Origin of the sequence: Mycolicibacterium doricum (assembly GCF_010728155.1) — a bacterium.
Classification (GTDB): domain Bacteria; phylum Actinomycetota; class Actinomycetes; order Mycobacteriales; family Mycobacteriaceae; genus Mycobacterium; species Mycobacterium doricum.
Genome location: NZ_AP022605.1, coordinates 2493083 through 2515226, shown reverse-complemented (window position 1 = coordinate 2515226; position 22144 = coordinate 2493083). Strand labels below are relative to the sequence as shown.

Below are 22144 nucleotides of genomic sequence, written 5' to 3'. Positions count from 1 at the left end.
GAAAGGACTCACTTCTGATGGCCACCCCGCACGGCGGCTCACGGCTCGGAACCCGGTTCGGCCCGTACGAACTCCGGTCCCTGATCGGAGTCGGCGGGATGGGCGAGGTGTACCGCGCCTACGACACGGTCAAGGGCCGCACGGTCGCGCTGAAACTGCTGCGCGCGGAGATGGCCGCCGACCCGAGTTTCCAGGAGCGATTCCGGCGCGAGTCGCGTGTCGCGGCTCGGCTGCAGGAACCGCACGTCATCCCGGTGCACGACTTCGGTGACATCGACGGTGTGCTCTACATCGACATGCGCCTGGTGGAGGGTGCCAGCCTGAAGGACGTTCTGCAGGCCAGCGGCCCCCTGGACGCCAAACGGGCGTCCTCAATCATCGGCCAGGTCGCCGCGGCGCTCGACGCCGCGCACGCCGACGGACTCGTACACCGCGACATCAAACCGGAGAACGTCCTACTCAATCCCGACGACTTCGCCTATCTGGTGGACTTCGGGATCGCCCACACCGGCGGCGACCCGGGTGTGACATCGACGGGGATGATCGTCGGGTCGTCGGCGTACATGGCGCCGGAGCGGTTCAGCGGCGGGCCCGTCGGCCCGCCCGCCGACGTGTACTCGCTGACGTGCCTGCTCTACGAATGCCTCACCGGTAGACCGCCGTTCGAGTCGCGTGACCTGCAACAACTGATGAGTGCACACATGTTCGCTCCGCCACCGCGGCCCAGCGTCATGCGCAGAGGGATCAGCCGCGCGTACGACGATGTCATCACCCGCGGGATGGCCAAACAAGCGGGGGAGAGGTTCCCGACGGCCGGCGACCTAGCCAAGGCGGCGACCGCAGCGGCGATGCTGCCCGCAGCGTCCGCGAGTGCCGCCGCGGCCGCCGTTGCCGCCAAACCGCCTGGCACCCGGCAATTCTCGTCGGTGTTCGCCAATCCCGCAGCCACCGGCTACACCCCGTATCTGCCTGCGCCGGCGCGCACCGCGGCCAAACCGCCGGCGAAGAAGAACACCGCGCAGGTGGTGTTGATCGCGGCGATCATCGTGCTGTTCGGCGTGGCCGCCGTGCTGGCCGCGCTGCTCGCGTTCAACGGACAGGGCGGCACGCCGACGGCCCACACGACAGTGGCGCCGACCACGGCGCCCTACGACGAAAGCGTCCCGACGACCACCCGATCGACGACCGCTTCGACAACCACGACCACCACCACCCCGTCGACCACCACCAGCTCCACGCCGTCGACATCGGCCACCGCCCCCGCGGGGATGTCCGGCGCCGACGGACAGGGCTTCGTCGGCCACTATGCGCGGTGCGACTCCGGCGGGTCCCCGGCCGCGATGGTGCGGACCGCTCAGTCGCTGGCCGTCGTCTGCCGCACCGACGACGACGAGTACTACTACCGCGGCGAACGGCTCAGCGACGGCGCCACGATCGAACTGCAGGACGCGAAGCCCGTAGGCGGGGGCTATGACGTGGTCGATCCGTCCGGAGGTGCCCGCTACCAAGTTCGGCCCGACCGGCTCACCATCGTGAGTAACGGCCGGGCCGACAATTCAGAGCGCGTACTGGAGTACTATGCGGACTAGCTCGGGGTCAGTTCCCGTTGTTCGCCGCCCGCTCCTGCTGACGCTTCTCCTTCTCGGTGTCGGCGAGTTCCTCGACGCGGTCTGCCTGCGCCCGCTTGGCGGCGGCAGTACCGGCCTTGTCGGCGGCATCGTCGAGCTTGGTCTGCGCCACCTTCTCGATGCTCTTCTCGGTTGCCGAGATCACGGCCTCTTCCTCGCGGCGGGCCGCCTCGGCCGACTCCACGCGCTGGGCAGCGACCCGATCGGCCTCCTCCTTGGCGTCGGCCGCCTTCTTCTGCGCGTTGTGCACGGCGTTCTGCTTCCGCTCAGCAGCGGTCTGGCGCGCTTCCCTCTTCTCTTCCTTACGGTCCTGATCGGCCTGCTGCGTCTCACGCTTGGCCTGTTCCCGCGTCGATTCGAGGTCCGCCTCGGCCTGCTCGTGCACCTGGGTGGCAGTCGCATCCAGCTGGGCGGCCCGGCGCAGAGCCTCGCTGCGTTCGACCAACGCCGCGCCGCGCTCCTCGACATCGGGCGCGCCGAGCGCGTTGCCGACCGCGAGGTCGAGCATGCCCAGTGAGCGTTCGTAGAAGAGTCGCGCCGGTGCCTCGGAATCGAGGCGGGCCACGACCCGGTTCTCGATCACCTGCAGTGGGAAGCGGGCGACCTGGTACTGGAGTCGCAGTACGGCGAATGGGATGTCGGTGATCTTCATCGATTACTCCTGGCTTTCTATCGCTGTTCGGGAACGTCGGCGTCGGCGGCCAGTGCGTCGGCTTCGGCACGGTTCCGCTCGGCCTCTGCGTTCGCACTGGCGGCGACGGTGATCGCGTCGTTGCGCTGACCGGCGGCGTCGGCGACCTCGGCGCTCGCCGCGGCCTTCTCCGCGCGGGCCTCGACGTCGGCCTGCTCGGCCTTGCGCTGGGCTTCGGCCTCGGCCTGGGCCACATCGCCGGCGGCGCGCTGGGCTGCGGCCTGCTCGGCCTGCCGCTTCTTGGCCGCCTGGTCCGCGCGCGCGGCACTCTCCTCGGCGGCGGTCTCGGCGTTCACGGCGGCGCGCTCCTGCGCGCCTTCCTGCTGCGCCTCAAGGACTTCCTGGCGGGCCTGCTCGGCTTCGGCGTCGGCGACCGCCTCGACAGCGTTGGCGTCCTTGCGCTCCTCGGCCTGGGTCTGCTCGAGCTGCCCCTCGGCGGTCAGCGAATCGTTGCCGGTCACTGCGCCAGCGACTTCCTTCGCCTTGCCAATGACCGAATCGATGAGGCCTTTTCGGGCCTGGTCTGATTTGCTGTTCTCAGTCATGTATTCCCCTCAGTAGGTACCTGGAGGGGGATTCCCGATCGCCGCGGATCGACACGCTGATGTGGTCTGGGCCACTTCCGCGGCCGTGATATGGCAAAAGACCGCCCCCTACCGACAATCGCGGCGGGGCAAAACAGTAGGATTAGAAAACAGTAGGACAACAGTGGGACTAGGTAATTGCAAAGCGGGGTAGAATGGGGGCCAAAGCTGTGAACAGCCTAAACAGCTTGGCGTGCGGAGGACAGCGAACATGTATACCAATGAATTTCCTGAGGACACCCTTCGAATCAACTTTGAACACTGGTTGTGTGAAGCCATCCGCACGGGGGTTCGCAACGCGCATCTGCAGCCGCTGACCCCGCTGTGCGCGCAGACCTGGCAAGCCATCGACGAGGTGGCCGACGCGGCCGCCGCGGTCGGCGGCCAATCCGGCCACGTCGCACACCTGCAGAACGTGGTCCTCGCCGCTCGTGACCAGTTCGCCCGCCAACTCGGTGGAACCTACCGCGCACCCGAGATGCTGCTCGGGCGCGCCGCTAGCTAGCCGGCTGTCGGGCAAATAATTACCTCGGGGTGATTGCCGGCCTGCTGGGCTGACGCGTTCGTCATTTTGTGCCAGCAAACCGTTTCGGGGCGATCACGAAGTCGTTGCGGTTCCTGCGCCGACACGCTGCAGCGTCACTGCCGCCACTACTGTCACACCGGTATCTCGCTCTATGCGATGCCCGAAAGGTGTGACATGCCGGCCATGGGACGAATGGCGGCGCTGACGGCGGTGTCGACGACGGTGGCGTCGCTGGTACTGCCGATCGCGACCAGTCCGTCGGTGGCCGCCGATCCGTGTTCGGTCCCGGTTGCGGCCCCGTCGGCCCGCAGCGCGAACCCCGGGTTCACGCTGCCGAAGTTCCCGGTCCTGCATGTGCCGATCGGCCGCAAACCCGCCCCGAACACCACTGCAGCCGAGGCCGCCAAATCCGATGCCGCCGCGCACCCGACGCCGCCGCCCGTGCCGCCGCGGCCCCGGCCGCGTCGGGGGCCATCGTCGTCGACACGATCGCCGGCCCGAACTCGTCGTCCTACAAACGGTTTGGCATCTCCGGGGCGGACCTCGGCACCCTGTGGGACAACGGGTACTCCGGCGGGCAGCGCCAGGCGCTTATCGCCTTTGGTGACACGTTCGGCAATGCAGCCCGCAGGCGGAAGAACACCCTGTTCCGCACTTCCACCACCGACCTGCCCAATGGGATGACCGTGGCCGACGCGGTCGCCGGCGACAAGTTCGGCGGCTCACCGGTCAAAGCCGCTCGCCCCAACTTCTCGCGGCAGGTGATTCAGAGCCTCAACCTGGCCGCCACCGAGGTGGCCGTGATCCCCACCGCTGGCATATCCGTCGGCACCCGGCAATACGTCAATTTCATGTCCGTCAGCCAGTGGGGCGCACCCGGACAGTGGTCGACCTGGACGGTGCCGCGCACCTCCATCAGGCCCAGTTGGTTCAACACCGTTCCCGGTGTGCAGTTCGTATGGGGTGATCAGAACTTTCAGATGGGCGCATTACCTGCGGCACAACGGCTACCTGTACGCCTACGGCACGGGCGCGGGACGCGGCGGCATGCCGTTCCTGTCCCGAGTCAGCCAGAACGCGGTCGCCGACAAATCCGCCTACGAGTACTACCCGCCGTTCGGCTGGCTGCGCGGCTTCCCGTTCCTGGCCATCCAGGTGGTGTGGGCGCCGGGCAGTGAGATGTCGGTGGCCTGGAACGACCACCTGAAGAAATTCGTGATGCTCTACACCAACACGGTGAGCGACGTGGTGATGCGCACCTCCGACAAACCCGAGGAGCCGTGGAGTTCGGCGAAGAAGATCGTCACCTCGGCCGCGGTGCCGGGTGGTATCTACGCTCCCTACATCACCCCTGGTCGCACCCCTGGTCGACAGGCAGCGACCTGTACTTCACGCTGTCCCGCTGGTCGGACTACAGCACACTGCTGATGCACACGTCCCTCGGCTAGACGTGCGCGTCCTGCAGGCCGACCCGGACACGCCCTCGACCTGTCTCATCCCGCCGTCCGTCGCGATCACCGGAGCGCTGGGCGCGCGGCTGGCGGAGCGGTTGGGCACCGTGGTCCAGCGCATCCGCGATGGCGGGGGCAAGGTGTCGACGTGCGATCAGGCCGACGGTACAGAAAAAAACCACCGCCCTCACGCCGAGGCGCGTGGGCGGGCGGGAGGCACGGCGGCCAGCAGGTCGCGGGTGTAGGGCTGCTGCGGCTCGGCGAACAACTCGGCGGCCGGCCGGTACTCGACCGCGGCGCCGTCACGCATCACCAGCACGTCGTGGCTCATCCGCTGGAGGACGGCGAGGTCGTGGCCGATGAACAGATACGTCAAGCCAAGGTCGCGCTGTAGTCCGGTCAGCAGGTCGAGCACCTTCGACTGAACCGAGACGTCAAGGGAGGCAGTGGACTCGTCGAGGATCAGCAGGTCGGGTTCGGTGGCCAGCGCTCGGGCGATGCTGACCCGCTGGCGTTGGCCGCCGGACAGTTCGTGCGGGTAACGCGAGGCGAACTCGGCGGTCAGGCCGACGAGGTCGAGCAGCTCGGCGACCCGCGCCCGGCGGCCGTCGCGCCCGTCGACCAGCTCGTGCACCGCCAGCGGTTCGCCGATCGCCGCACCAACCCGCAGGCGAGAGTTCAACGAGGAGAACGGATCCTGGAAGACCAGGCTGATGCGGCGGCGCAACTTCTTCTCGTCGGACCCCCGCACGGCCAGCACGTCGACGCCGTCGAGCGCCACCGACCCGGCGTGCGGTGTGACCAGTCCGGTGAGCGCGGCGGCGACCGTCGACTTCCCCGAACCGGACTCGCCGACCAGGCCCAGCGTGCTGCCGCGGCGGATGTGAAACGTCAGGTCCTGCACCGCGTGCACGGTCGAGCGGCCGGTCGGGCCGGACACGTCGAACCGGACATCGAGCCCGTCGACCTGCAGCAGCACCGGGGCGCCGGGGTCGGCCGGCGGGGGACCGTCACCGCCGACGAGCGGCCGTGCCGCCAGGAGTACCCGGGTGTAGTCGTGCTGCGGGCGGTCGAACACGTCGAGCACCGGTGCCTGCTCCACGGCCACACCGCTGCGCAGGACAGTGACATCGTCGGCGACCTGCCCGATCACCCCCAGGTCGTGGCTGATCCACACCACCGCGGTGCCGAAGTCGCGCTGCAGATCCTGCACCAACTCGATGATCTGCGCCTGGGTGGTCACGTCCAGCGCGGTCGTCGGCTCGTCGGCGATGAGCAGCTCCGGGTCACAGGCCAGTGCGATCGCGATCATCACGCGCTGGCGCTGTCCACCCGACAACTGGTGCGGATAGGAATCCAGGCGTCGCTCGGCCTCGGGCAGACCGACCGCGGTGAGCAATTCCAGCGCGCGCCCGCGGGCCCGTCTGCGTGTCTGATTTCTATGCGCCTCAAGGGATTCGGTGATCTGCCGTTCCAGCGTCAGCAGCGGGTTGAGCGAGGTGCCGGGGTCCTGGAACACGAACCCGATACGCCCGCCGTGTACGGCGCGCAGCGTGCGGGCCGACGCACCGACCAACTGCGTCGGCGTCTGCCCGCCTAGCAGGCTGGAACCGCTGACCACCGCGCCCGGGGCGTCCAGCAGACCCGTCGCGGCCAGCACCGTCATCGACTTCCCAGAACCCGACTCGCCGACGATGCCGAGCGTTTTTCCCGTTCGACGGTGAACCAGGCACCGCGCACGATGTCGCGCCTGCCGATCCGCACGCCCAGATCGGCGACGTCGAGGACGGGTCCGCTCATCGCTTCCTCCGAGCCTCGATCATCGTGCGTTGCTTGGGATCCAGCACATCCCGCAGGCCGTCGCCCAGCAGGTTGAACGCCAACACGATGACGAAGATCGCCGCGCCGGGAAACACCGCCATCCACCACGCCAGCGTCACGAAACCCTGGGAGTCGAAGATCATCCGGCCCAGGGACGGCTGGGGCGGCTGGATGCCGAGACCGAGGAACGACAGGGCCGCCTCCGACAGGATGGCGAACGCCAGCGAGATCGACGTCTGCACGATCAGCGGTCCCGAGATGTTCGGCAGGACATGGCGGGTGAGAATGTAGAAGTGGCCGGTGCCCATCGTGCGGGACACCGCGACATAGGGTTCCATCCGGACCGACAGCGTGCTCGCCCTGGCCACGCGTGCGAAGATCGGGGTGAACACGATGCCGATCGCCAGGATGGTCGTCGTCACTCCCGGCCCGAGGATGGCCACCACCGCGAGCGCGAGCAGCAGCACCGGGAACGCGAACATCACGTCGACGATGCGCATCAACACCGTGTCCAGCCAGCCGCCGCGATATCCGGCGACCACACCGACCGTTACCCCGACGACGGCCGCGAATGCCACGCTGATCACCGACACCCGCATCGACGCCTGGATGGCGACCAGCACGCGGGACAGCACGTCGCGGCCGAGTTCGTCGGTGCCGAACCAGTGCGCGCCGCTGGGGGACTGCAGGGCGTTCGGCACGTCGATCTCGTTGAGGCCGTACGGGATCAACCACTGTGCAAACAGTGCGACCACGACGACCACCGCCAGGATGACCGCGCTGACAACCGTGACGGGGTTGCCGAGCAGCAACCGCCACCCCGCCACTCGAGCTGCGATGTGGGTCTGTTCGGCGGGGGCGGTCATGACAGCCGGATCCTCGGGTCGGCGACCGCGTACAGCGCGTCCACGATCAGGTTGATGAGCAGGAACAGCGCAGCCATCAACAGCACGGCACCCTGGATGACGGGGTAGTCGCGCGCGGCGACGGCGTTGTAGAGCAGCCGGCCGAGGCCGGGCCACGCGAACACGACCTCGACGACGATGACGCCGCCCAGGATCGTGGCGAGCTGGATGCCGGTGATGGTGAGTACCGGGATCAGCGCATTGCGCACCGTGTGGCGCAGCGTGACCACCCGTGGCGGGAGGCCTTTGGACCGGGCGGTCCGCACGTATCCCATCGAGGCCACTTCTAGGACTGCGGACCGGATGTAGCGGGTCATGATGGCCGCGGCTACCAAGCCGACGGTCAGCCCGGGCAGGATGATGTGGCGCAGCCAACCAGCCGGGTCGTCGAACAGCGGCCGGTACCCCGAGGTGGGGAGCCATCCCAGGGTGGAGGAGAACAGCGCAATTAGCAGGATGCCGAGCCAGAAATCCGGGACCGAGACGCCGAACTGACTGCACACCCGCACGATCGCGTCGCTGACACGGCCTTCGCGCAATGCCGCCCAGATTCCCGCGGGCACCGCGATCAGCAAGGCGAACACGATGCCAACCAGGCCGAGTGACACGGTCGCCGGTAACCGGTCCAGCAGGGTGGCGGTGACGGGGTCACCGTTGCGGAAACTTACCCCGAGGTCGCCGGTGAGCGCATTGCCCAGGTAGCTGAAGAACTGCACGATCAACGGACGGTCCAGACCGCTCGCCGAGCGCAGCGCCACGTAGGCCTCCGGGGTGTACCGGGTACCCAGGGCGATGCGCACGGGATCGCCGGGGACCAGCTGCACGAACGCGAACACGACGATCAGCACGCCGATCAGCACCACCAACGAGTACGCGATCCGCCGCGCGAGGAAGCCCGCGACCGGGTGGGCGATCAACGCCGTCACGGGTTGTCGTCCTCTCCGAGGACGGCGCGGCGGAACCGGACGGCGCCGTCGCGGCGCGCCTCGTATCCCGAGAGGGCAGGGGTCCAGGCCTGGATGACCGATGGGTTGTAGAGGTAGATGTAGCTGACCTCGTCGGCGATGCGGGTGGCCGCCCGGGAGTAGATGTCGCGGCGCTTGTCGCGGTCGGTCTCCACGCGGCCGGCGTCGAGCAGGTGGTCCACCTCGGGGTCGGAGAACTTCTGGGCGTTACTGGTGCCGTTGGTGTGGTGCTGGGCGTAGTAGAAGTCGTCGGGGTCGATGTTGCCGAGCCAGCCCATCATCAGCATGTCGAAGTTGCCGTTGTTCTGTTCGTCGAGCCAGGTGGCGAAGTCGACCGTGCGGATGTCCACGGTGATCCCGAGCGGCGCGAGGTTGTCGGCGATGATCTGCGCGGCGGTGACCGTCTCGGGATACTCGCTGGTGACCAGCATGTCGAGTCGGTTGGGTGTGGCGTTCGCCTCGGGGAGCAGCTCTTTGGCCTTCTGGATGTCATAGGAGTACCGGTCGTACGGGGTGAACCAGGGGTTGCCCTCGGGGATCGCGAGTTGGTTCTCGGCCGCGGTGCCGTAGCTCGTCGCGGCGACGATGGCCTCCCGGTCGATGCCGTAGGCGATCGCCTGGCGCACCCGCACGTCGTTCCACGGCGGCCGGGCCTGGTTGAGCGCCAGATACCAGTAGTCGTTGCTCGGCGTGACGGCGAGGCGCAGGGATTCGTCGTCACGCAGCTGTAAAACCCGCTGCGGAGGCACCGAATCGGTCCAGTCGACCTCGCCGGCCTGCAGCGCCGACAACGCGGTCGACGGCTCGGAGATGAAGCGGAACGTCAGCCCGGAGATCCCCGGTGGGCCACCCCAGTAGGACGGGTTGGCGCGCAGCGTGATCGAGTCGCCGCTGGTGGCGCCGGTGAACGAGAACGGTCCGGTGCCGACGGGATGGGTGGCGATGCGTCCGCTGTCGACATTGGCCCGCGACACGATCGCCATCCCCTTGAACCCGCCGAGGTTGGTCAGCAGATTCCGGGTGGGTCTGTCGACGGTGATGCGCACCGTCGCGGGATCGACGGCGGCGACGTCGGTGACCGCGCTGAACTTGTCGACGTTGGTCAGTTCCTCGTCGATGATGCGGCGGTAGGAGTAGACGACGTCGTCGGCGGTGAACGGGCTGCCGTCGTGGAAGGTGACGCCGCGCCGCAGATGGAAGGTCCACACCCGCTGGTCGGGGCTGACCTCCCAGCGTTCGGCCAGGGCCGGTCGCATCGCCAGGTCGGCGTCGGGTTCGACGAGGGTGTCGAAGACGTTCTCGAGCACCTCGAACGAGAAGTACGCGCTGGTCTTGTGCGGGTCGAGCTGGTCGGGTTCCCCGGCGATCGCGGCGACCAGGTTGCTCGACGCGGCGTCGCCGAGGTCGACGCGGTCACCCGTGGAACAGCCCGTGATCGCCAACAGCACCGCCACGGTGAGGGCCACACCGGCCGGTAGCACCGCATCACGCCGCATCACGACCACCTCAAGATCACCCCGGGCACCTCCAGGCTTCTTACCCCGTGCGGTCCTCGCCGCAAACGCCGAAGCGGCTCACCGGCGAACTTCCGTGAACAGTTCTCGCCGCCTGGCGGCGTCGCCCCTTGAGCCACCGCAGCACTTTCGGGGAGAATCTCGCCGGTTGATCAGCGCGCCTTCGGCCGCTTGTGCAGCACCAGACGGGCCAACGGGATCTGCGTCTGTTCCGGTGCGGCGGCCATCCGGGTCGCGATGCCCGCCTCGAGCTGGTCGAGGAACTGCTCCGCACGCGCATCGTCGCGACCGCCGTCAAGGGCGCCGACCATGGTCGAGAACACGGACGCCCGTGCAAACTGCGCCCAGTTGACGCCGAATGCCTTGGCGTCTTTGTCCAATCGGTACTGAGCGAAGAACCGGTCCTCACCGTCGAAAATCTCGAGGTGCTCGATCTCCAGGCGCTCGAAGCGGCCCGACGGGGAGAACGGGGCGATGAAGTCTGCGGCGCGCCTGCTCACCATCGGGATCGTCATGCGCCGAACTTCGTCCTCGAGGACCAACCCCGCCCCGGTCAGTTCGGCCAGCGCATCGGTCAACGCCGCCAACAGCGGTCGGTACCCGTACTCGCCGTCCTCGCCGATACCCATCGTCATCAACACCAATCGGCCGCCCGGACAAAGCTCGCGGCCCCGGAACGCGACGAATTCATGCCAGTCGTGAGCGGCCTGGCGGGCGTAGGCGGCCCGCAGCGACTCCTCTGCGGTGTGGGCCACCTGCAGATGGTCGGGCACCGGGGCGGGCACCCGGCTCAACCATTGGACCGCGTGCGCGCTCCAGCCGAGGTTCACGCTGTTGGACGGCAGGATCTGCGAGTAGAACGACCGGCCCACCGCGGACGCGAACGAGGCCGCGTCCTTGCGCAGATACGAATCGGGGTCGTCGGTCAGTGTGCGGAACATCGCGGTGAAGTCGTTGACGGGAACGTCGGTGTGCACCACCAGCACGGAGTGTCCGCGGGTCGTCCTGGTGCGCAGGACGGCGATCGCCGCGCAGATCGGCAGTAGGGAGTTGTGCGCGGTGGCGGCGCCGTAGTCGGCGATCACGATGGGCTGCGGCGGTGCGGGCAGCGGCACCACCTTGGCGGCCTGCTCGAACAGGTCGATCGCCGGGCGCAGGCCGGCCGCCTGCAACCGCCTCCTGGCGGTGTAATAGGCACTGTCCAATGGCTGCGGACAGACAACGACGCTGGACTCGGGCACGAGCGGGCTTCCTTCGAACGGGACGACACCTCCGACGGTAGTCGCCGGTCGCCGCCTTCGCGCTGGACGTTCCGCAGCAAATGCTGAGGTTGTGACCGAAATCGCGGGCTCTGACATTGCGCGAGCGGCGAACTGATCGGCGGCATCAGCCACCAGGTGTTCATCGTGCGGCCGATCCGCCGCCCTCGAGGATTGAGGGTCAGTGGCCCCGCGCCACCCAGTCGTCGTAGTTTACGATCTCGTCGCCGACGGTGGTGGTGTCACCGTGGCCCGGGTAGACGACCGTGTCGCCGGGCAGGGTGCCGAGGCGTCCAGAGATCGATTCGAGAATGGTGGGGAAATCGGAGAACGAGCGCCCGGTGGCGCCGGGCCCGCCCTGGAACAGCGTGTCGCCGGAGAACACCGCCTTCAGATCGGGGGCGTACCAGCACACCGAGCCCGGGGAGTGCCCGGGAGTGTGCAGGGCGCGAAAGTCGATCCTGCCGGCGTGCAGCGTTGTGCCGTCCTCGACCACGCGGAAGGTCTTGTCGGGGTGGGTCATCTGCCAGAGCATGTCGTCGGCGGGGTGCAGCAGGACCGGCGCGTCAAGCGCCTGGCCGAGTTCGGGGGCGACCGTGACGTGGTCGTTGTGACCGTGGGTGCAGATCACCGCGACGACGTTGCGGCCGCCGACGGCCATCACGATCGGGGCGGCGTCGTGGGCAGCGTCGAAGACCACCACGTCGTCGTCGTCACCGACGACCCAAATGTTGTTGTCGACTTCCCAAGAGCCGCCGTCGAGTTCGAACACACCGTGGGTGACCACCCGCTGGATGTTGCTCATTTCAACACCACCACCGACCGCAGCACCTCACCGTGGTGCATCTTCTCGAAGGCCGCCTCGACGTCGTCGAGGCCGATGCGTTCGGAGACGAACTTGTCCAACGGCAACCGGCCCTGCAGGTACAGGCTGATCAGGGTGGGGAAGTCACGTTCGGGTAGACAGTCGCCGTACCAACTGGACTTCAGCGCCCCACCGCGGGAGAAGAAGTCCACCAGCGGCATCTCCAACCGCATGTCCGGGGTCGGAACACCCACCAGGACAACGGTTCCGGCGAGATCACGGGCGTAGAACGCCTGACGCCAGGTCTCCGGGCGGCCGACCGCGTCGATCACCACGTCGGTGCCGAACCCGTCGGTCAGCTCCTGGATCGCCTCGACCACGTCCTCGACGCTGCGGGCGTTGATCGTGTCGGTGGCGCCGAACTCGCGTGCCCACCGGAGCTTCTTGTCGTCGGTGTCGACGGCGATGATCTTCTTGGCCCCCACCAACGCTGCCCCCGCGATCGCCGCGTCACCGACACCGCCGCAGCCGATGACCGCAACAGTGTCGTCCCGGTTGACCGCACCGGTGTTGACGGCCGCACCGATACCGGCCATCACCCCACAGCCGAGCAGCCCGGCGGCCGCCGGGTCGGCCGCGGAATCGACCTTGGTGCACTGCCCTTCGTGCACCAGTGTCTTGTCGGCGAATGCACCGATGCCCAGGGCGGGGGTCAACTCGGTACCGTCGGTCAGCGTCATCTTCTGCGCGGCGTTGTGGGTGTCGAAACACAGGTGCGGACGACCCCGCTTACACGCCCGGCACTGTCCGCACACCGCGCGCCAGTTCAGGATCACGAAATCACCCGGTTCCACATTGGTGACACCGTCGCCGACCGATTCCACCGTGCCGGCCGCCTCGTGACCGAGCAGGAACGGATACTCGTCGTTGATCCCGCCCTCGCGGTAGGTCAGATCGGTGTGGCACACCCCGCACGCGATGATGTCGACGACGACCTCGCCCGGACCCGGATCCGGAACCACGATGTCCACCACTTCCGCGGGCTGCTGCTTGGACCGCGAGATCACCCCGCGCACTGTCTGACTCATGCCTACAACGTAATCCCTGTAATCCCTCCGGCGAACTGTGACCGCGGCCCGCGCTGGCCTCGCTCGCGACGAGGCCGAGGGGATCGAGGCGTTGATGGCGAAGGATTTCCGGTCCAGCGAGTTCGCCGGAATCGACTCTCGGACGAGGGGCTCGGCAGCGGGCGCGCCGAGGCCCAGCCCGCGCGGGTGCTGGCGAACGTCCAGCGCGCCCTGCGGCGCGGCTGGGTGCTCTTGATGGCCGACATCAAGGCGTCCAGCCGTCGGGAGGACGACATCGGGGTGCCGCCGGCGGCCTACCTCGACTACATCTGCCGCAAGTAACATCACCCCGATGGGCGTGCTCGACGTGATCGCGGACTGGCCGGTGACCACCGCCGCCGCAGTGGTGGTCGGGCCGGCCGGTGTGTTGGCCCAATACGGCGATCTCCGGCACCGGTTCCGGCTGGCGTCGGTGACCAAACCTCTCACGGCGCGCGCCGTGCAGGTCGCGGTCGAGGAGGGCGTCGTCGACCTCGACACCCAAGCGGGTCCGCCCGGCTCCACCGTCCGCCATCTGCTCGCCCACACCTCCGGGCTCACCATGCACTCCGACGAGACGATGGGTGAGCCAGGGGACCGCCGCATCTACTCCAACTACGGCTTCGGGGTGCTGGCCGCCACAATCGAGCGGGCCGCCGACATCGAATTCGGCCGCTACCTCGCCGAGGCGGTGTTCGAACCGCTCGGGATGTCCGACAGCACGCTCGACGGCGGCGCGGAGGCGGCCGGGTACGGCGCCTATTCCACGGTTGCCGACGTCGCGGCGTTCGCCGGCGACCTGCTGCGGCCGCGGCTGGTCTCACAGCAGATGCACGAGGAGGCGACCAGTGTGCAGTTCCCGGGGCTCGACGGCGTGTTGCCCGGCTTCGGCGTGCAGCGCCCGAACGACTGGGGGTTGGGCTTCGAAATCCGCGACGACAAGTCGCCGCACTGGACCGGCTCGACCAATTCGAGGCGCACATACGGCCATTTCGGCCAGTCAGGGACCTTCCTGTGGGCGGACCCGGGCGCGGACCTGGCACTCGTCGCCTTTGCCGACCGCGACTTCGGGGACTGGGCCTACGAGCGTTGGCCGACGATCTCTGATGGAGTCCTGAGAGAATTCGGGCCACACTAGCGCAACACCCGCCACACAAGGCACAATAGACACGCACGACACGGTTGTCACTCGGTTTCAAGAGGCCGCTTGGGGAAGACGTCCCTCGTGGAGCCGAAGGAGCAGCTTATGCGTGCGTCGAACCAGTTCGCCGACGCGACGACAGGCGTGGTGTACGTGCATGCCTCACCCGCGGCGGTGTGCCCACATGTCGAGTGGGCGTTGTCGTCGACCCTGTCGGCGCGCGCCAACCTGAAGTGGACCCCGCAGCCCGCCATGCCCGGACAGCTCCGTGCGGTCACCAACTGGGTGGGCCCGGTCGGCACCGGAGCGCAGTTGGCCAACGCCCTGCGCTCCTGGTCGGTGCTGCGGTTCGAAGTCACCGAGGACCCGAGTCCCGGCGTGGACGGGCACCGCTGGTGCCACACCCCGCAGTTGGGTCTGTGGAGCGGTCCGATGAGCGCCAACGGCGACGTCGTTGTCGGCGAGATGCGGCTGCGCGCCCTGATGGCCGCTGGCGCCGACGTGCTGGCTGCCGAACTGGACACCGTGCTCGGCACGGCGTGGGACGAGGCGCTGGAGCCCTACCGCGACGGCGGGGCGGGCGCCGAGGTCAGCTGGCTCAACCGCGGAGTCGGGTAGCGCCGCGCTGACCGGTGGACGTCAGGATGCGCAGCGCGCCCGGGACTACGGACACCGTGACCGGCAGTGGGCAGTGAAATCCCCGTCGGCGTGGGCCGGCCGGATCGAGGGTTGCCTTGACCGAGGCGGCGTGGATCCGGCGACACCACGGCGGCGAAGTCGCCGGGGATCGGGTCCAGCGACCCCACGACGCTGGTCCCCCCGCCAACCGGCACCACCGCGATGCGCTGCGCGCTGCAGTGCTCGAGGATCGCCGCGACCTGCTCCTCGTCGGCGGGCAGCAGCACCGCGTCGGGTGTGTCCTGAACTCCGCGATTGCGCCGGCGCAGCAGGTCGAGGGTGAACTTGCCGTCCCGACGGGCAAAAGGTTCACCTGTTCTGCGACGATCGGCGGGCTTGGCTGCGTGACGCCGAGCGCCTGTTCGAGAAGTGACCGAATGCCGCAGGACACGGTTCTGGCGGCGGCCGCGTCGCCCCAGATCGGGGAAGAAACCGGGCAGCGTGCTCGGATCGGCCAGGATGCGTTACATTATTACACGTGGTGCCAAGGCGTAATGGCGGTTCGCGAACGGTGGAGGAACGCATCCTCGACGCCGCCGGGGAATGCGTCGTGGCCTTCGGGGTCAACCGGGTCACGCTGGCGGAGATCGCGCGCCGGGCGCGAGTGAGCCGGCCGACCATCTACCGCCGCTGGCGTGACATCGACGCCGTCCTCGCCGCGCTGCTCACCGCCCGGATCGCCGGGGTGCTCGACGGCGTACCCGGTGACGGGGTCGGCCGAGTGGCGCTGGTCGAACGGATCGTTCGGGTGGGGAACCGGCTACGCAACGACGAGATCGTGATGGCCGTGCTGCACAGCGCACCCGAACCGGCGACGGCCTACATCACCGAACGGCTCGGCACCAGCCAACAAAACCTGATCGACGCGCTGGCCGCTGAGATAAAACTCGCCCAGGACCAGGGCAGCGTGCGCTTCGGTGAATCCCGTCAACTGGCTGCGATGTGTCTGCTGATCACCCAGTCGACGATCCAGTCCGCGCAGATGGTGGCCCCGCTCCTCGACGCCGAGGCCCTGTCGAAGGAACTGGCGCGCTCACTGAACGGGTACCTGCGGCCATGACGGCCGCCCTCAACGCAACCCGCCGTGCCCCGAACTGGCCGCCCTGGCCGCCGGCGCACCGGTCGACGTCGTGGTGGTCGGCGGCGGGATCACCGGCGCCGGTATCGCCCTGGATGCCGCGAGCCGCGGCCTGGCGGTCGTGCTCGTGGGGAAGCGCGACCTGGGGTTCGGCAACCTGGGGTTCGGCACTAGTCGCTGGAGCTCGAAACTCCTCCACGCGGATCGCTACCTGGCCAGTGGCAACCGCGGCATCGCGCGGCGCAGCTCCGTCGAGCGTGGAACCCTCATGACCCGAACAACTCGGCCGCATCTACCTCTGGCTCACCGACGAGGTGCACCCGGGCCGATACCCGACGTGCCGCAACCGAGCCGACAGGAGGTCAGCGTCCTGCTCACATCGTCGACACCGCGTTCGCGACGACCTCGACCGAAGGCGTCCAAGGCGCATACCCCGGGTTGCGCCCGCTGATCGACACCGGCGCGGCAGTACCGCCGACCTGTCAGGCGGCGACACGGTGAGGATCGCCGACCGGTGTCATCAACGTGATCGGCGGGGGATGTCCGGCCGCCGAACTCCGGCGTTGCGGCAGGTGCGAGTTCCCTTACCGCTCACCTACAGCGGGATGTTCTTGTGCCGACCGCGGCGCCCAGGCGCCTCGGCCAGCGCCTGGGCGAGCTTGCTGCGGGTGTGCTCGGGGTCGATCTTCTCGTCCACCACGCCGATCTCGATAGCGGAATCCACACCGCCGGCGATCCGCTCGTGCTCGGCGGCGAGCTCCTCGTGCAGCGCTTCGCGGTCCTCGGGCGCTGCGGCCGCGAGCTTCTTCTTGTGCAGGATCCCGACCGCTGCCTTGGCGCCCATGACGGCAACCTCGGCGTCCGGCCACGCGAAGACCTTCGTCGCACCCAGTGAACGCGAGTTCATCGCGATGTAGGCGCCGCCGTATATCTTCCGGGTGACCAGCGTGACACGCGGAACGGTGGCCTCGCCGAACGCGTGCAGCAGCTTAGCGCCGCGGCGGACCACACCGCCCCACTCCTGGTCGACGCCGGGCAGGTAGCCCGGCACGTCGACGACGACGACCAGCGGGATGCCGAACGCGTCGCACAGCCGCACGAAACGTGCTGCCTTCTCGGCGCTTTCGGAGTTCAGGCAGCCGCCGAGACGCAGCGGGTTGTTGGCCAGCACACCGACGGTTCGCCCGGCCAGCCGGCCAAGCCCGACCACCATCGACGGCGCCCACTTGGCCTGGAACTCCTCGAACGGCACGCCGTCGTCGAGCAGCGCGGTGATCAGCGGGTGCACGTCGTAGGCGCGCCGCGCCGAATCCGGCAGCAGGGCCGCCAGGTCGCTGTCCTGGGCCTCCGCCTTCGTCCGGTCGAAATGGCCCTGCTGGCTGAACAACCCGACCAGGCGGCGGCCGCGCTGGTAGGCGTCGAGTTCGTCGCTGGCGACGATGTGGCAGACACCGGACTTCTTGTGATGGGCCTCTGGTCCGCCGAGCGACACCATGTCGACGTCCTCGCCGGTGACGCTGCGCACCACATCGGGGCCGGTCACGAAGATCTTGCTGTCCGGGGCCATCACGATGACGTCGGTCAGGGCCGGACCGTAGGCGGCGCCGCCGGCGGCGAAGCCGACGACGACGGAGATCTGCGGGATGAACCCGGACGCGCGGATCATGGCCTCGAACACCAGACCGACAGCGTGCAGCGCCTTGACACCCTCGGCGAGGCGGGCGCCACCGGAGTGCCAGATCCCGATGATCGGGCTCTGCTCCTCGATGGCGGTGTCGTAGGCGTTGACGATGTGGCGGCAACCCTCGGTGCCCATGGCCCCGCCCATCACGGTCCCGTCCGTGCAGAACGCGATGGCGCGCACGCCGTTGACGGTGCCCGCGGCGGCGAGCACACCGGAGCGGTCCCGCTCATGCAGCAGCTCGACGGTGCCGTCGTCGAAGAACGTGCTCAGCCGGAGCAGCGGATCGCGCGGGTCGAGCGTTTCGCCGACAGCCTCGGGGGCCATGATCGTCATCCAAATCCTCCTAGTGCCCGTTCCGATGTCAGCTGACTGTCGAGAAGCTGCGCGTGCTAGTACTTCCCGAAAGCCAGCGCGACGTTGTGCCCACCGAATCCGAACGAATTGTTGATCGCGTACCGGTAGTTACCGGGTCGCTCAGAGCCGGCGACGACGTCGAGGTCGATCTCCGGATCCAGGTTCTTCAGGTTGAGTGTCGGGGGGATGACGCCGTTCTTGAGCGCCAGCACCGTCAGGATCGACTCCACCGCGCCGACGGCGCCGACCGAGTGGCCGAGCGCCCCTTTGGGCGCGTAGACCGCCGGCTTGTGGCCGCCCATCGCCTTGTTGATCGCCTTGCCCTCGGCGACGTCACCGACAATGGTGCCGGTGGCGTGCGCGTTGACATGGTCGATATCGGTCGGTTGCAGACCGGCCAGTTGGATGGCGCGGGTCATCGCCCATCCGGCCTGCTCGCCGTTGGGGTCCGGCGCCACGATGTGGTAGCCGTCCGAGGTCACGCTCGCGCCCATGATCCGGGCGAGGATGTTGGCGCCGCGCGCCTTGGCGTGCTCCTCGGTCTCGATGACCATCAGGGCACCGGCCTCCCCGAAGACGAAGCCGTTGCGGTCCCTGTCGAACGGACGGCAGGCCCCTGCCGGATCGTCGTTGGTGGTCGACAGCACGATGCGCATCTGCGCGAACCCGGCGATCGGCACGGCCTCGATCCGGGTCTCGACCCCGCCGCAGATTGCGATGTCGGCCTCACCCAGCACGATGTTGCGCCACGCCTGGGCGATGCCCTCCGAACCGGAGGCGCAGGCCGATACCGGGGTGATGACCCCGGCGCGGGCCTTGCGCTCCAGACCCACCGCGGCGGCGGCCGCGTTGGGCATGTACATCTGCACGGCCAGCGGTGACACGGCCTTGAGGCCCTTGGCTCGCATCGCGTCGTAGCTGAACACGAGCTCCTCGGTGGAGCCCATGCCGGTGCCAATCGACACCATCAGCCGACGCGAGTCGACCTCCGGCGTGCCGGCGTTCTCCCAGACGCGACGCCCCAGCACCGTCGACATCTTCTGCAGGTAGGACAGCCGGCGGAGCTCGACACGCGTGAGCTCACCGTCGAAGTCCTCCAGCAGATGCCCGCCGATACGCACCGGAAGGTCGTACTGCTCGACGAACGGGTCCTCCAGTGTGCGGATACCGCTCTGCCCGTCGATGAGACGCTGCCAGGTGGTCTCCGCATCGGTAGCCAGGGCGGTCGTCATAGCAACACCTGTGACGACCACGTTGGGGAAACCGTCCCCCGTTAACCGTGCCATTCCTGCTCCGTTTGTGTCTTTCCGTTGGCCGTGCGCTACTCAGTAACGACCGAACGCCAAGGCCACATTGTGGCCTCCGAATCCGAACGAGTTGTTGATGGCGTACTGGTAGTCGCCATAACGTGGCTCGCCCGCGACGACATCGAGATCGATCTCGGGGTCCGGTGTCTCGTAGTTCAGTGTTGGCGGGATGACGCCGTCACGCAGTGCGAGCACCGTGAGGATCGACTCCAGCGCACCGACCGCACCGATGGAGTGGCCGAGCGCTGACTTCGGCGCGTACACCGCGGCGTGCTCCACACCGGCGACCCGCAGGGCGTTGGCCTCGGCCGTGTCGCCGATCGGGGTCGCGGTGGCGTGGGCGTTGACGTGGTCGATGTCCTTGGCGGACAACCCCGCCGTCTCCATCGCACGCTTCATCGCGTGGCCGGCCCGATGACCGTCCGGCGCAGGAGCCACCATGTGGAACGCGTCGCTGGTAATGCCGGCGCCCATGAGGCGGGCCAACGGCTTGGCGCCGCGGGCCAGCGCGTGCTCTTCGGTCTCGATGATCATCATCGCCCCGGCCTCGCCGAACACGAAGCCGTCGCGGTTCTTGTCGAACGGCCGTGACGCACCGGCGGGGTCGTCGTTACGCGTGGACATGGCGCGCATCATCGAGAACGCCGCGATGGGCAGTGCCTCGATGCCGCCTTCCACACCGCCGACAACGGCGAAGTCCGCATCGCCCATGACGATCTGACGCCATCCGTGAGCGATCGCCTCCGACCCGGACGAGCACGCCGACACCGGGGTGATGACCCCGGCGCGGGCGCCCAGTTCCAGACCAGCGACGGCCGCCGCACCGTTGGGCATGATCATCTGGACAGCGAGCGGCGACACCTTGCGGGGGCCACCCTGGTTCATCGCGTCGTAGGTTTCGACGATCTTCTCGCCGCCGCCCAGACCGGTGCCGATGATCACGGCGAATCGGTCCGGATCAACCTCAGGCTTACCGGCGGTCTCCCAGAGCCGGCCGGAAATCAACTTCGACATGCGCTGCACGTAAGACATGCGACGCATGTCGATGCGGGTCATGTGATCGTCGACGTTGTCGACCAGATGGCCGCCGATACGCACCGGCAGGTCCCACTTGGTGACGAACTCGTCTTCGAGAACGCGGATACCGCTCTCACCGGCCAGCAGGCCCTTCCACGTGCTCTCGATGTCTGCGGCGAGCGACGTGGTCGCCTCGACGGCGGTCACCACGACGCTGGGGAAACCGCCGTTAGCAGTGGAAGGCCTGGTCACTGCGAGAACTTATCGCGGAGTGCGGCGGCAGCCTCGGGGTTCTCTTCCTCGAGCTTCTGGATGTAGGCGACGACGTCACCCACGGTCCGCAGCCCGGCGAGGTCCTCGTCGGGGATCTTCACGCCGTACTTGTCCTCGGTCTGCACCGCGATCTCCACCATCGACAGCGAGTCGATGTCCAGATCGTCGACGAACGACTTCTCCGGGGTGACCTCAGACGGCTCGATACCGGTGACCTCTTCGATGATCTCGGCGAGGCCGGCGATGATTTCTTCCTGAGTGGCGGGCACGATGGCTCCTTCTATACGTGGTGAACATGCCTCCGCGGAAGCGGAGAACTCTTGGAATGACGATCGATATGCGGTTGTCCCGGCGGCCTACAGCGAGGTGAGCCCGTCCAGATCAGCGGGGGACTTGACGGCGTGCGTCGCAACCCCCCGAAGTTCACGTTTGGCGATGCCGACGAGTGTGCCCGCGGGCGGGAATTCGACGATCGCGGCGTTCTCGGCGTTCTCGAAGCGCTGCCGCATCGTTGCGGTACAGAGATCCCAGCGCACGGGGCGGGTCAATTGGGCGACCAGCTTCTCGATCGCGTCCGCAGCCGAGGTTACCGGCTTTCCGTCGACGTTCGACAGCAGCGTGGCCGTCGGCTCGGCGGTGGACACCTCACGCGCGGCGGCCTGGTAGCCGTCGAGTGCGGAGGCCATGTACTGAGTGTGGAAGGCGCCCGCGGTGGCCAGCTTGCGGACGCGGGCCTTGGCCGGCGGGTCCTCGGCAAGCTTGTCCAGAGCGGACACCGCGCCGGCGGCGACGATCTGACCGGCCGCATTGCGGTTGGCGGCTACCAGGTCGAATCGAGCGAGCGCTTCAAGTACATCGGCCTCGTCGCCGCCGAGGACGGCCGCCATGCCGGTCGGCTCGAGCGCGCAGGCCTTGGCCATCTCGGCGCCGCGGGTGGCGGCCAGCTTGATCGCATCGTCGGCGGAGATGACCCCGGCGATGGCGTATGCGGCGATCTCGCCGACGGAGTGGCCGGCGACGACGGCGCCGGCACCGAACAGGCCGGTTGTTCCCGCGTCGCTGCGCTCGCCCAGACGCCGGGTGACTTCCTCGTGGGCCAGCAGCGTGGCGGCCACGACCAGGGGCTGGGTCACCGCGGTGTCGGTGATCTCGTCGGCGTCGGCGTTGGTGCCCAGCCGGGCCAGGTCCAGGCCGCTGATCTCCGACCACGTCGCCAAGCGCTCTGCGGCACCGGACAGCGGCAGCCAGGGCTCGAGCATCCCGGGAGTCTGTGACCCCTGGCCGGGCGCGAGCAGCGCGACCTGGGTAGGCGATTGAGGCACGTCTCTAAGAGAACACTGTGAAGACGACTTCGCGC

General features: G+C 68.2%; 20 protein-coding genes and 5 pseudogenes. 9 read left to right on the top strand and 16 right to left on the bottom strand.

What is annotated here, in order from left to right; all coding sequences use genetic code 11:
* Nucleotides 1-17: 17 nt before the first annotated feature.
* Nucleotides 18-1589: a serine/threonine-protein kinase gene (locus G6N07_RS12335; RefSeq protein WP_085191403.1), complete on the top strand. Its 1572-nt coding sequence runs from the start codon at nucleotides 18-20 to the stop codon at nucleotides 1587-1589.
* A gap of 7 nt (nucleotides 1590-1596) precedes the next feature.
* Here G6N07_RS12335 and G6N07_RS12330 read toward each other — a convergent pair whose 3' ends face one another.
* Together G6N07_RS12330 and G6N07_RS12325 are read right to left on the bottom strand one after the other, a co-directional pair.
* On the bottom strand, nucleotides 1597-2280 hold the full coding sequence (locus G6N07_RS12330; RefSeq protein ID WP_085191401.1) for an IF2 family translation initiation factor: 684 nt from the start codon (nucleotides 2278-2280) through the stop codon (nucleotides 1597-1599).
* 17 nt (nucleotides 2281-2297) lie between these two features.
* Nucleotides 2298-2864, bottom strand: a complete 567-nt coding sequence (locus G6N07_RS12325; protein ID WP_085191399.1) for a CsbD family protein — start codon at nucleotides 2862-2864, stop codon at nucleotides 2298-2300.
* Between the two features lie 250 nt (nucleotides 2865-3114).
* On the opposite strand from G6N07_RS12325, the gene G6N07_RS12320 reads away from it, so the two are divergent.
* Nucleotides 3115-3408 (top strand): hypothetical protein, encoded by a 294-nt coding sequence (locus tag G6N07_RS12320; protein ID WP_085191397.1) that lies wholly within the window; start codon nucleotides 3115-3117, stop codon nucleotides 3406-3408.
* A gap of 170 nt (nucleotides 3409-3578) precedes the next feature.
* Here the strand turns inward: G6N07_RS12320 and G6N07_RS20400 are convergent, their stop codons facing one another.
* Nucleotides 3579-3758 carry a hypothetical protein gene (locus G6N07_RS20400; RefSeq protein WP_165756765.1) on the bottom strand — a complete coding sequence of 60 codons (180 nt, stop codon included), beginning with the start codon at nucleotides 3756-3758 and terminating at the stop codon, nucleotides 3579-3581.
* Here G6N07_RS20400 and G6N07_RS20395 point away from each other — a divergent pair.
* Nucleotides 3705-4361 (top strand): annotated as a pseudogene (locus tag G6N07_RS20395) (DUF4185 domain-containing protein); the annotation flags it as partial. The gene G6N07_RS20400 and the pseudogene G6N07_RS20395 sit on opposite strands and share 54 nt — an antisense overlap.
* A 31-nt stretch (nucleotides 4362-4392) precedes the next feature.
* Nucleotides 4393-4857 carry a DUF4185 domain-containing protein gene (locus tag G6N07_RS20390; protein WP_235849775.1) on the top strand — a complete coding sequence of 155 codons (465 nt, stop codon included), beginning with the start codon at nucleotides 4393-4395 and terminating at the stop codon, nucleotides 4855-4857.
* A gap of 210 nt (nucleotides 4858-5067) precedes the next feature.
* Here the strand turns inward: G6N07_RS20390 and G6N07_RS12310 are convergent.
* The 7 genes and pseudogenes from G6N07_RS12310 to G6N07_RS12280 form a co-directional block, all read right to left on the bottom strand.
* Nucleotides 5068-6680: pseudogene (locus tag G6N07_RS12310) on the bottom strand (dipeptide ABC transporter ATP-binding protein).
* Complete coding sequence (locus G6N07_RS12305) at nucleotides 6677-7567, bottom strand: ABC transporter permease (RefSeq protein ID WP_085191395.1); 891 nt, start codon at nucleotides 7565-7567, stop codon at nucleotides 6677-6679. The pseudogene G6N07_RS12310 and the gene G6N07_RS12305 overlap by 4 nt, the downstream one beginning before the upstream one ends.
* Nucleotides 7564-8532, bottom strand: a complete 969-nt coding sequence (locus tag G6N07_RS12300; protein ID WP_085191393.1) for an ABC transporter permease — start codon at nucleotides 8530-8532, stop codon at nucleotides 7564-7566. The genes G6N07_RS12305 and G6N07_RS12300 overlap by 4 nt, the downstream gene beginning before the upstream one ends.
* Complete coding sequence (locus G6N07_RS12295) at nucleotides 8529-10067, bottom strand: ABC transporter substrate-binding protein (RefSeq protein WP_085191391.1); 1539 nt, start codon at nucleotides 10065-10067, stop codon at nucleotides 8529-8531. The genes G6N07_RS12300 and G6N07_RS12295 overlap by 4 nt, the downstream gene beginning before the upstream one ends.
* Nucleotides 10068-10237: 170 nt before the next feature.
* On the bottom strand, nucleotides 10238-11326 hold the full coding sequence (locus tag G6N07_RS12290) for a class I SAM-dependent methyltransferase (protein ID WP_085191389.1): 1089 nt from the start codon (nucleotides 11324-11326) through the stop codon (nucleotides 10238-10240).
* Nucleotides 11327-11525: 199 nt separating this feature from the next.
* The gene (locus tag G6N07_RS12285) at nucleotides 11526-12149 is read right to left on the bottom strand and encodes an MBL fold metallo-hydrolase (protein WP_085191387.1); all 624 of its coding nucleotides are present in this window, start codon (nucleotides 12147-12149) and stop codon (nucleotides 11526-11528) included.
* Entirely contained in the window at nucleotides 12146-13237 is a 1092-nt protein-coding gene (locus G6N07_RS12280; protein ID WP_085191385.1) for an S-(hydroxymethyl)mycothiol dehydrogenase, read from the bottom strand. The genes G6N07_RS12285 and G6N07_RS12280 overlap by 4 nt, the downstream gene beginning before the upstream one ends.
* 168 nt (nucleotides 13238-13405) lie before the next feature.
* Between G6N07_RS12280 and G6N07_RS12275 the strand changes: the two are divergent.
* From G6N07_RS12275 to G6N07_RS12265, 3 genes and pseudogenes are all read left to right on the top strand, one after another.
* Nucleotides 13406-13537: pseudogene (locus G6N07_RS12275) on the top strand (methyltransferase); the annotation flags it as partial.
* A 31-nt stretch (nucleotides 13538-13568) separates the two neighbouring features.
* Nucleotides 13569-14393: a serine hydrolase domain-containing protein gene (locus G6N07_RS12270; RefSeq protein WP_085191383.1), complete on the top strand. Its 825-nt coding sequence runs from the start codon at nucleotides 13569-13571 to the stop codon at nucleotides 14391-14393.
* 108 nt (nucleotides 14394-14501) lie between these two features.
* Nucleotides 14502-15014 carry a DUF3145 domain-containing protein gene (locus tag G6N07_RS12265; protein ID WP_085191381.1) on the top strand — a complete coding sequence of 171 codons (513 nt, stop codon included), beginning with the start codon at nucleotides 14502-14504 and terminating at the stop codon, nucleotides 15012-15014.
* A gap of 122 nt (nucleotides 15015-15136) precedes the next feature.
* On the opposite strand, the pseudogene G6N07_RS12260 reads toward G6N07_RS12265, so the two are convergent.
* Nucleotides 15137-15495, bottom strand: a pseudogene (locus G6N07_RS12260) (FAD-binding protein); the annotation flags it as partial.
* Nucleotides 15496-15552: 57 nt separating this feature from the next.
* Between G6N07_RS12260 and G6N07_RS12255 the strand changes: the two are divergent.
* Together G6N07_RS12255 and G6N07_RS12250 are read left to right on the top strand one after the other, a co-directional pair.
* Entirely contained in the window at nucleotides 15553-16134 is a 582-nt protein-coding gene (locus G6N07_RS12255; RefSeq protein ID WP_085191379.1) for a TetR/AcrR family transcriptional regulator, read from the top strand.
* Nucleotides 16131-16457, top strand: a pseudogene (locus G6N07_RS12250) (FAD-dependent oxidoreductase); the annotation flags it as partial. The gene G6N07_RS12255 and the pseudogene G6N07_RS12250, both read left to right, overlap by 4 nt.
* Nucleotides 16458-16747: 290 nt before the next feature.
* On the opposite strand, the gene G6N07_RS12245 reads toward G6N07_RS12250, so the two are convergent.
* The 5 genes from G6N07_RS12245 to G6N07_RS12225 all read right to left on the bottom strand — a co-directional run bounded on the left by G6N07_RS12245 (nucleotide 16748) and on the right by G6N07_RS12225 (nucleotide 22109).
* Nucleotides 16748-18169 (bottom strand): acyl-CoA carboxylase subunit beta, encoded by a 1422-nt coding sequence (locus tag G6N07_RS12245; protein ID WP_085191377.1) that lies wholly within the window; start codon nucleotides 18167-18169, stop codon nucleotides 16748-16750.
* A 56-nt stretch (nucleotides 18170-18225) separates the two neighbouring features.
* Entirely contained in the window at nucleotides 18226-19476 is a 1251-nt protein-coding gene (gene kasB, locus G6N07_RS12240; RefSeq protein ID WP_085191375.1) for a 3-oxoacyl-ACP synthase KasB, read from the bottom strand.
* 39 nt (nucleotides 19477-19515) lie between these two features.
* Nucleotides 19516-20766 carry a 3-oxoacyl-ACP synthase KasA gene (kasA, locus tag G6N07_RS12235; protein ID WP_085191373.1) on the bottom strand — a complete coding sequence of 417 codons (1251 nt, stop codon included), beginning with the start codon at nucleotides 20764-20766 and terminating at the stop codon, nucleotides 19516-19518.
* Nucleotides 20763-21056 (bottom strand): meromycolate extension acyl carrier protein AcpM, encoded by a 294-nt coding sequence (acpM, locus tag G6N07_RS12230; RefSeq protein ID WP_011560748.1) that lies wholly within the window; start codon nucleotides 21054-21056, stop codon nucleotides 20763-20765. The genes kasA and acpM overlap by 4 nt, the downstream gene beginning before the upstream one ends.
* Before the next feature lie 87 nt (nucleotides 21057-21143).
* The gene (locus G6N07_RS12225) at nucleotides 21144-22109 is read right to left on the bottom strand and encodes an ACP S-malonyltransferase (protein ID WP_085191371.1); all 966 of its coding nucleotides are present in this window, start codon (nucleotides 22107-22109) and stop codon (nucleotides 21144-21146) included.
* Nucleotides 22110-22144 lie beyond the last annotated feature (35 nt).

Bases quoted from the DNA above. Each gene is read 5' to 3' on its own strand.
- G6N07_RS12265 (WP_085191381.1), top strand. From the start codon at position 14,502: ATGCGTGCGTCGAACCAGTTCGCCGACGCGACGACAGGCGTGGTGTAC.
- G6N07_RS12285 (WP_085191387.1), bottom strand. From the start codon at position 12,149: ATGAGCAACATCCAGCGGGTGGTCACCCACGGTGTGTTCGAACTCGAC.
- G6N07_RS12335 (WP_085191403.1), top strand. From the start codon at position 18: ATGGCCACCCCGCACGGCGGCTCACGGCTCGGAACCCGGTTCGGCCCG.
- G6N07_RS12270 (WP_085191383.1), top strand. From the start codon at position 13,569: ATGGGCGTGCTCGACGTGATCGCGGACTGGCCGGTGACCACCGCCGCC.
- G6N07_RS12330 (WP_085191401.1), bottom strand. From the start codon at position 2,280: ATGAAGATCACCGACATCCCATTCGCCGTACTGCGACTCCAGTACCAG.
- kasB (WP_085191375.1), bottom strand. From the start codon at position 19,476: ATGGCACGGTTAACGGGGGACGGTTTCCCCAACGTGGTCGTCACAGGT.
- G6N07_RS12295 (WP_085191391.1), bottom strand. From the start codon at position 10,067: ATGCGGCGTGATGCGGTGCTACCGGCCGGTGTGGCCCTCACCGTGGCG.
- G6N07_RS12320 (WP_085191397.1), top strand. From the start codon at position 3,115: ATGTATACCAATGAATTTCCTGAGGACACCCTTCGAATCAACTTTGAA.
- G6N07_RS12305 (WP_085191395.1), bottom strand. From the start codon at position 7,567: ATGACCGCCCCCGCCGAACAGACCCACATCGCAGCTCGAGTGGCGGGG.
- G6N07_RS12280 (WP_085191385.1), bottom strand. From the start codon at position 13,237: ATGAGTCAGACAGTGCGCGGGGTGATCTCGCGGTCCAAGCAGCAGCCC.
- G6N07_RS12325 (WP_085191399.1), bottom strand. From the start codon at position 2,864: ATGACTGAGAACAGCAAATCAGACCAGGCCCGAAAAGGCCTCATCGAT.
- G6N07_RS12245 (WP_085191377.1), bottom strand. From the start codon at position 18,169: ATGACGATCATGGCCCCCGAGGCTGTCGGCGAAACGCTCGACCCGCGC.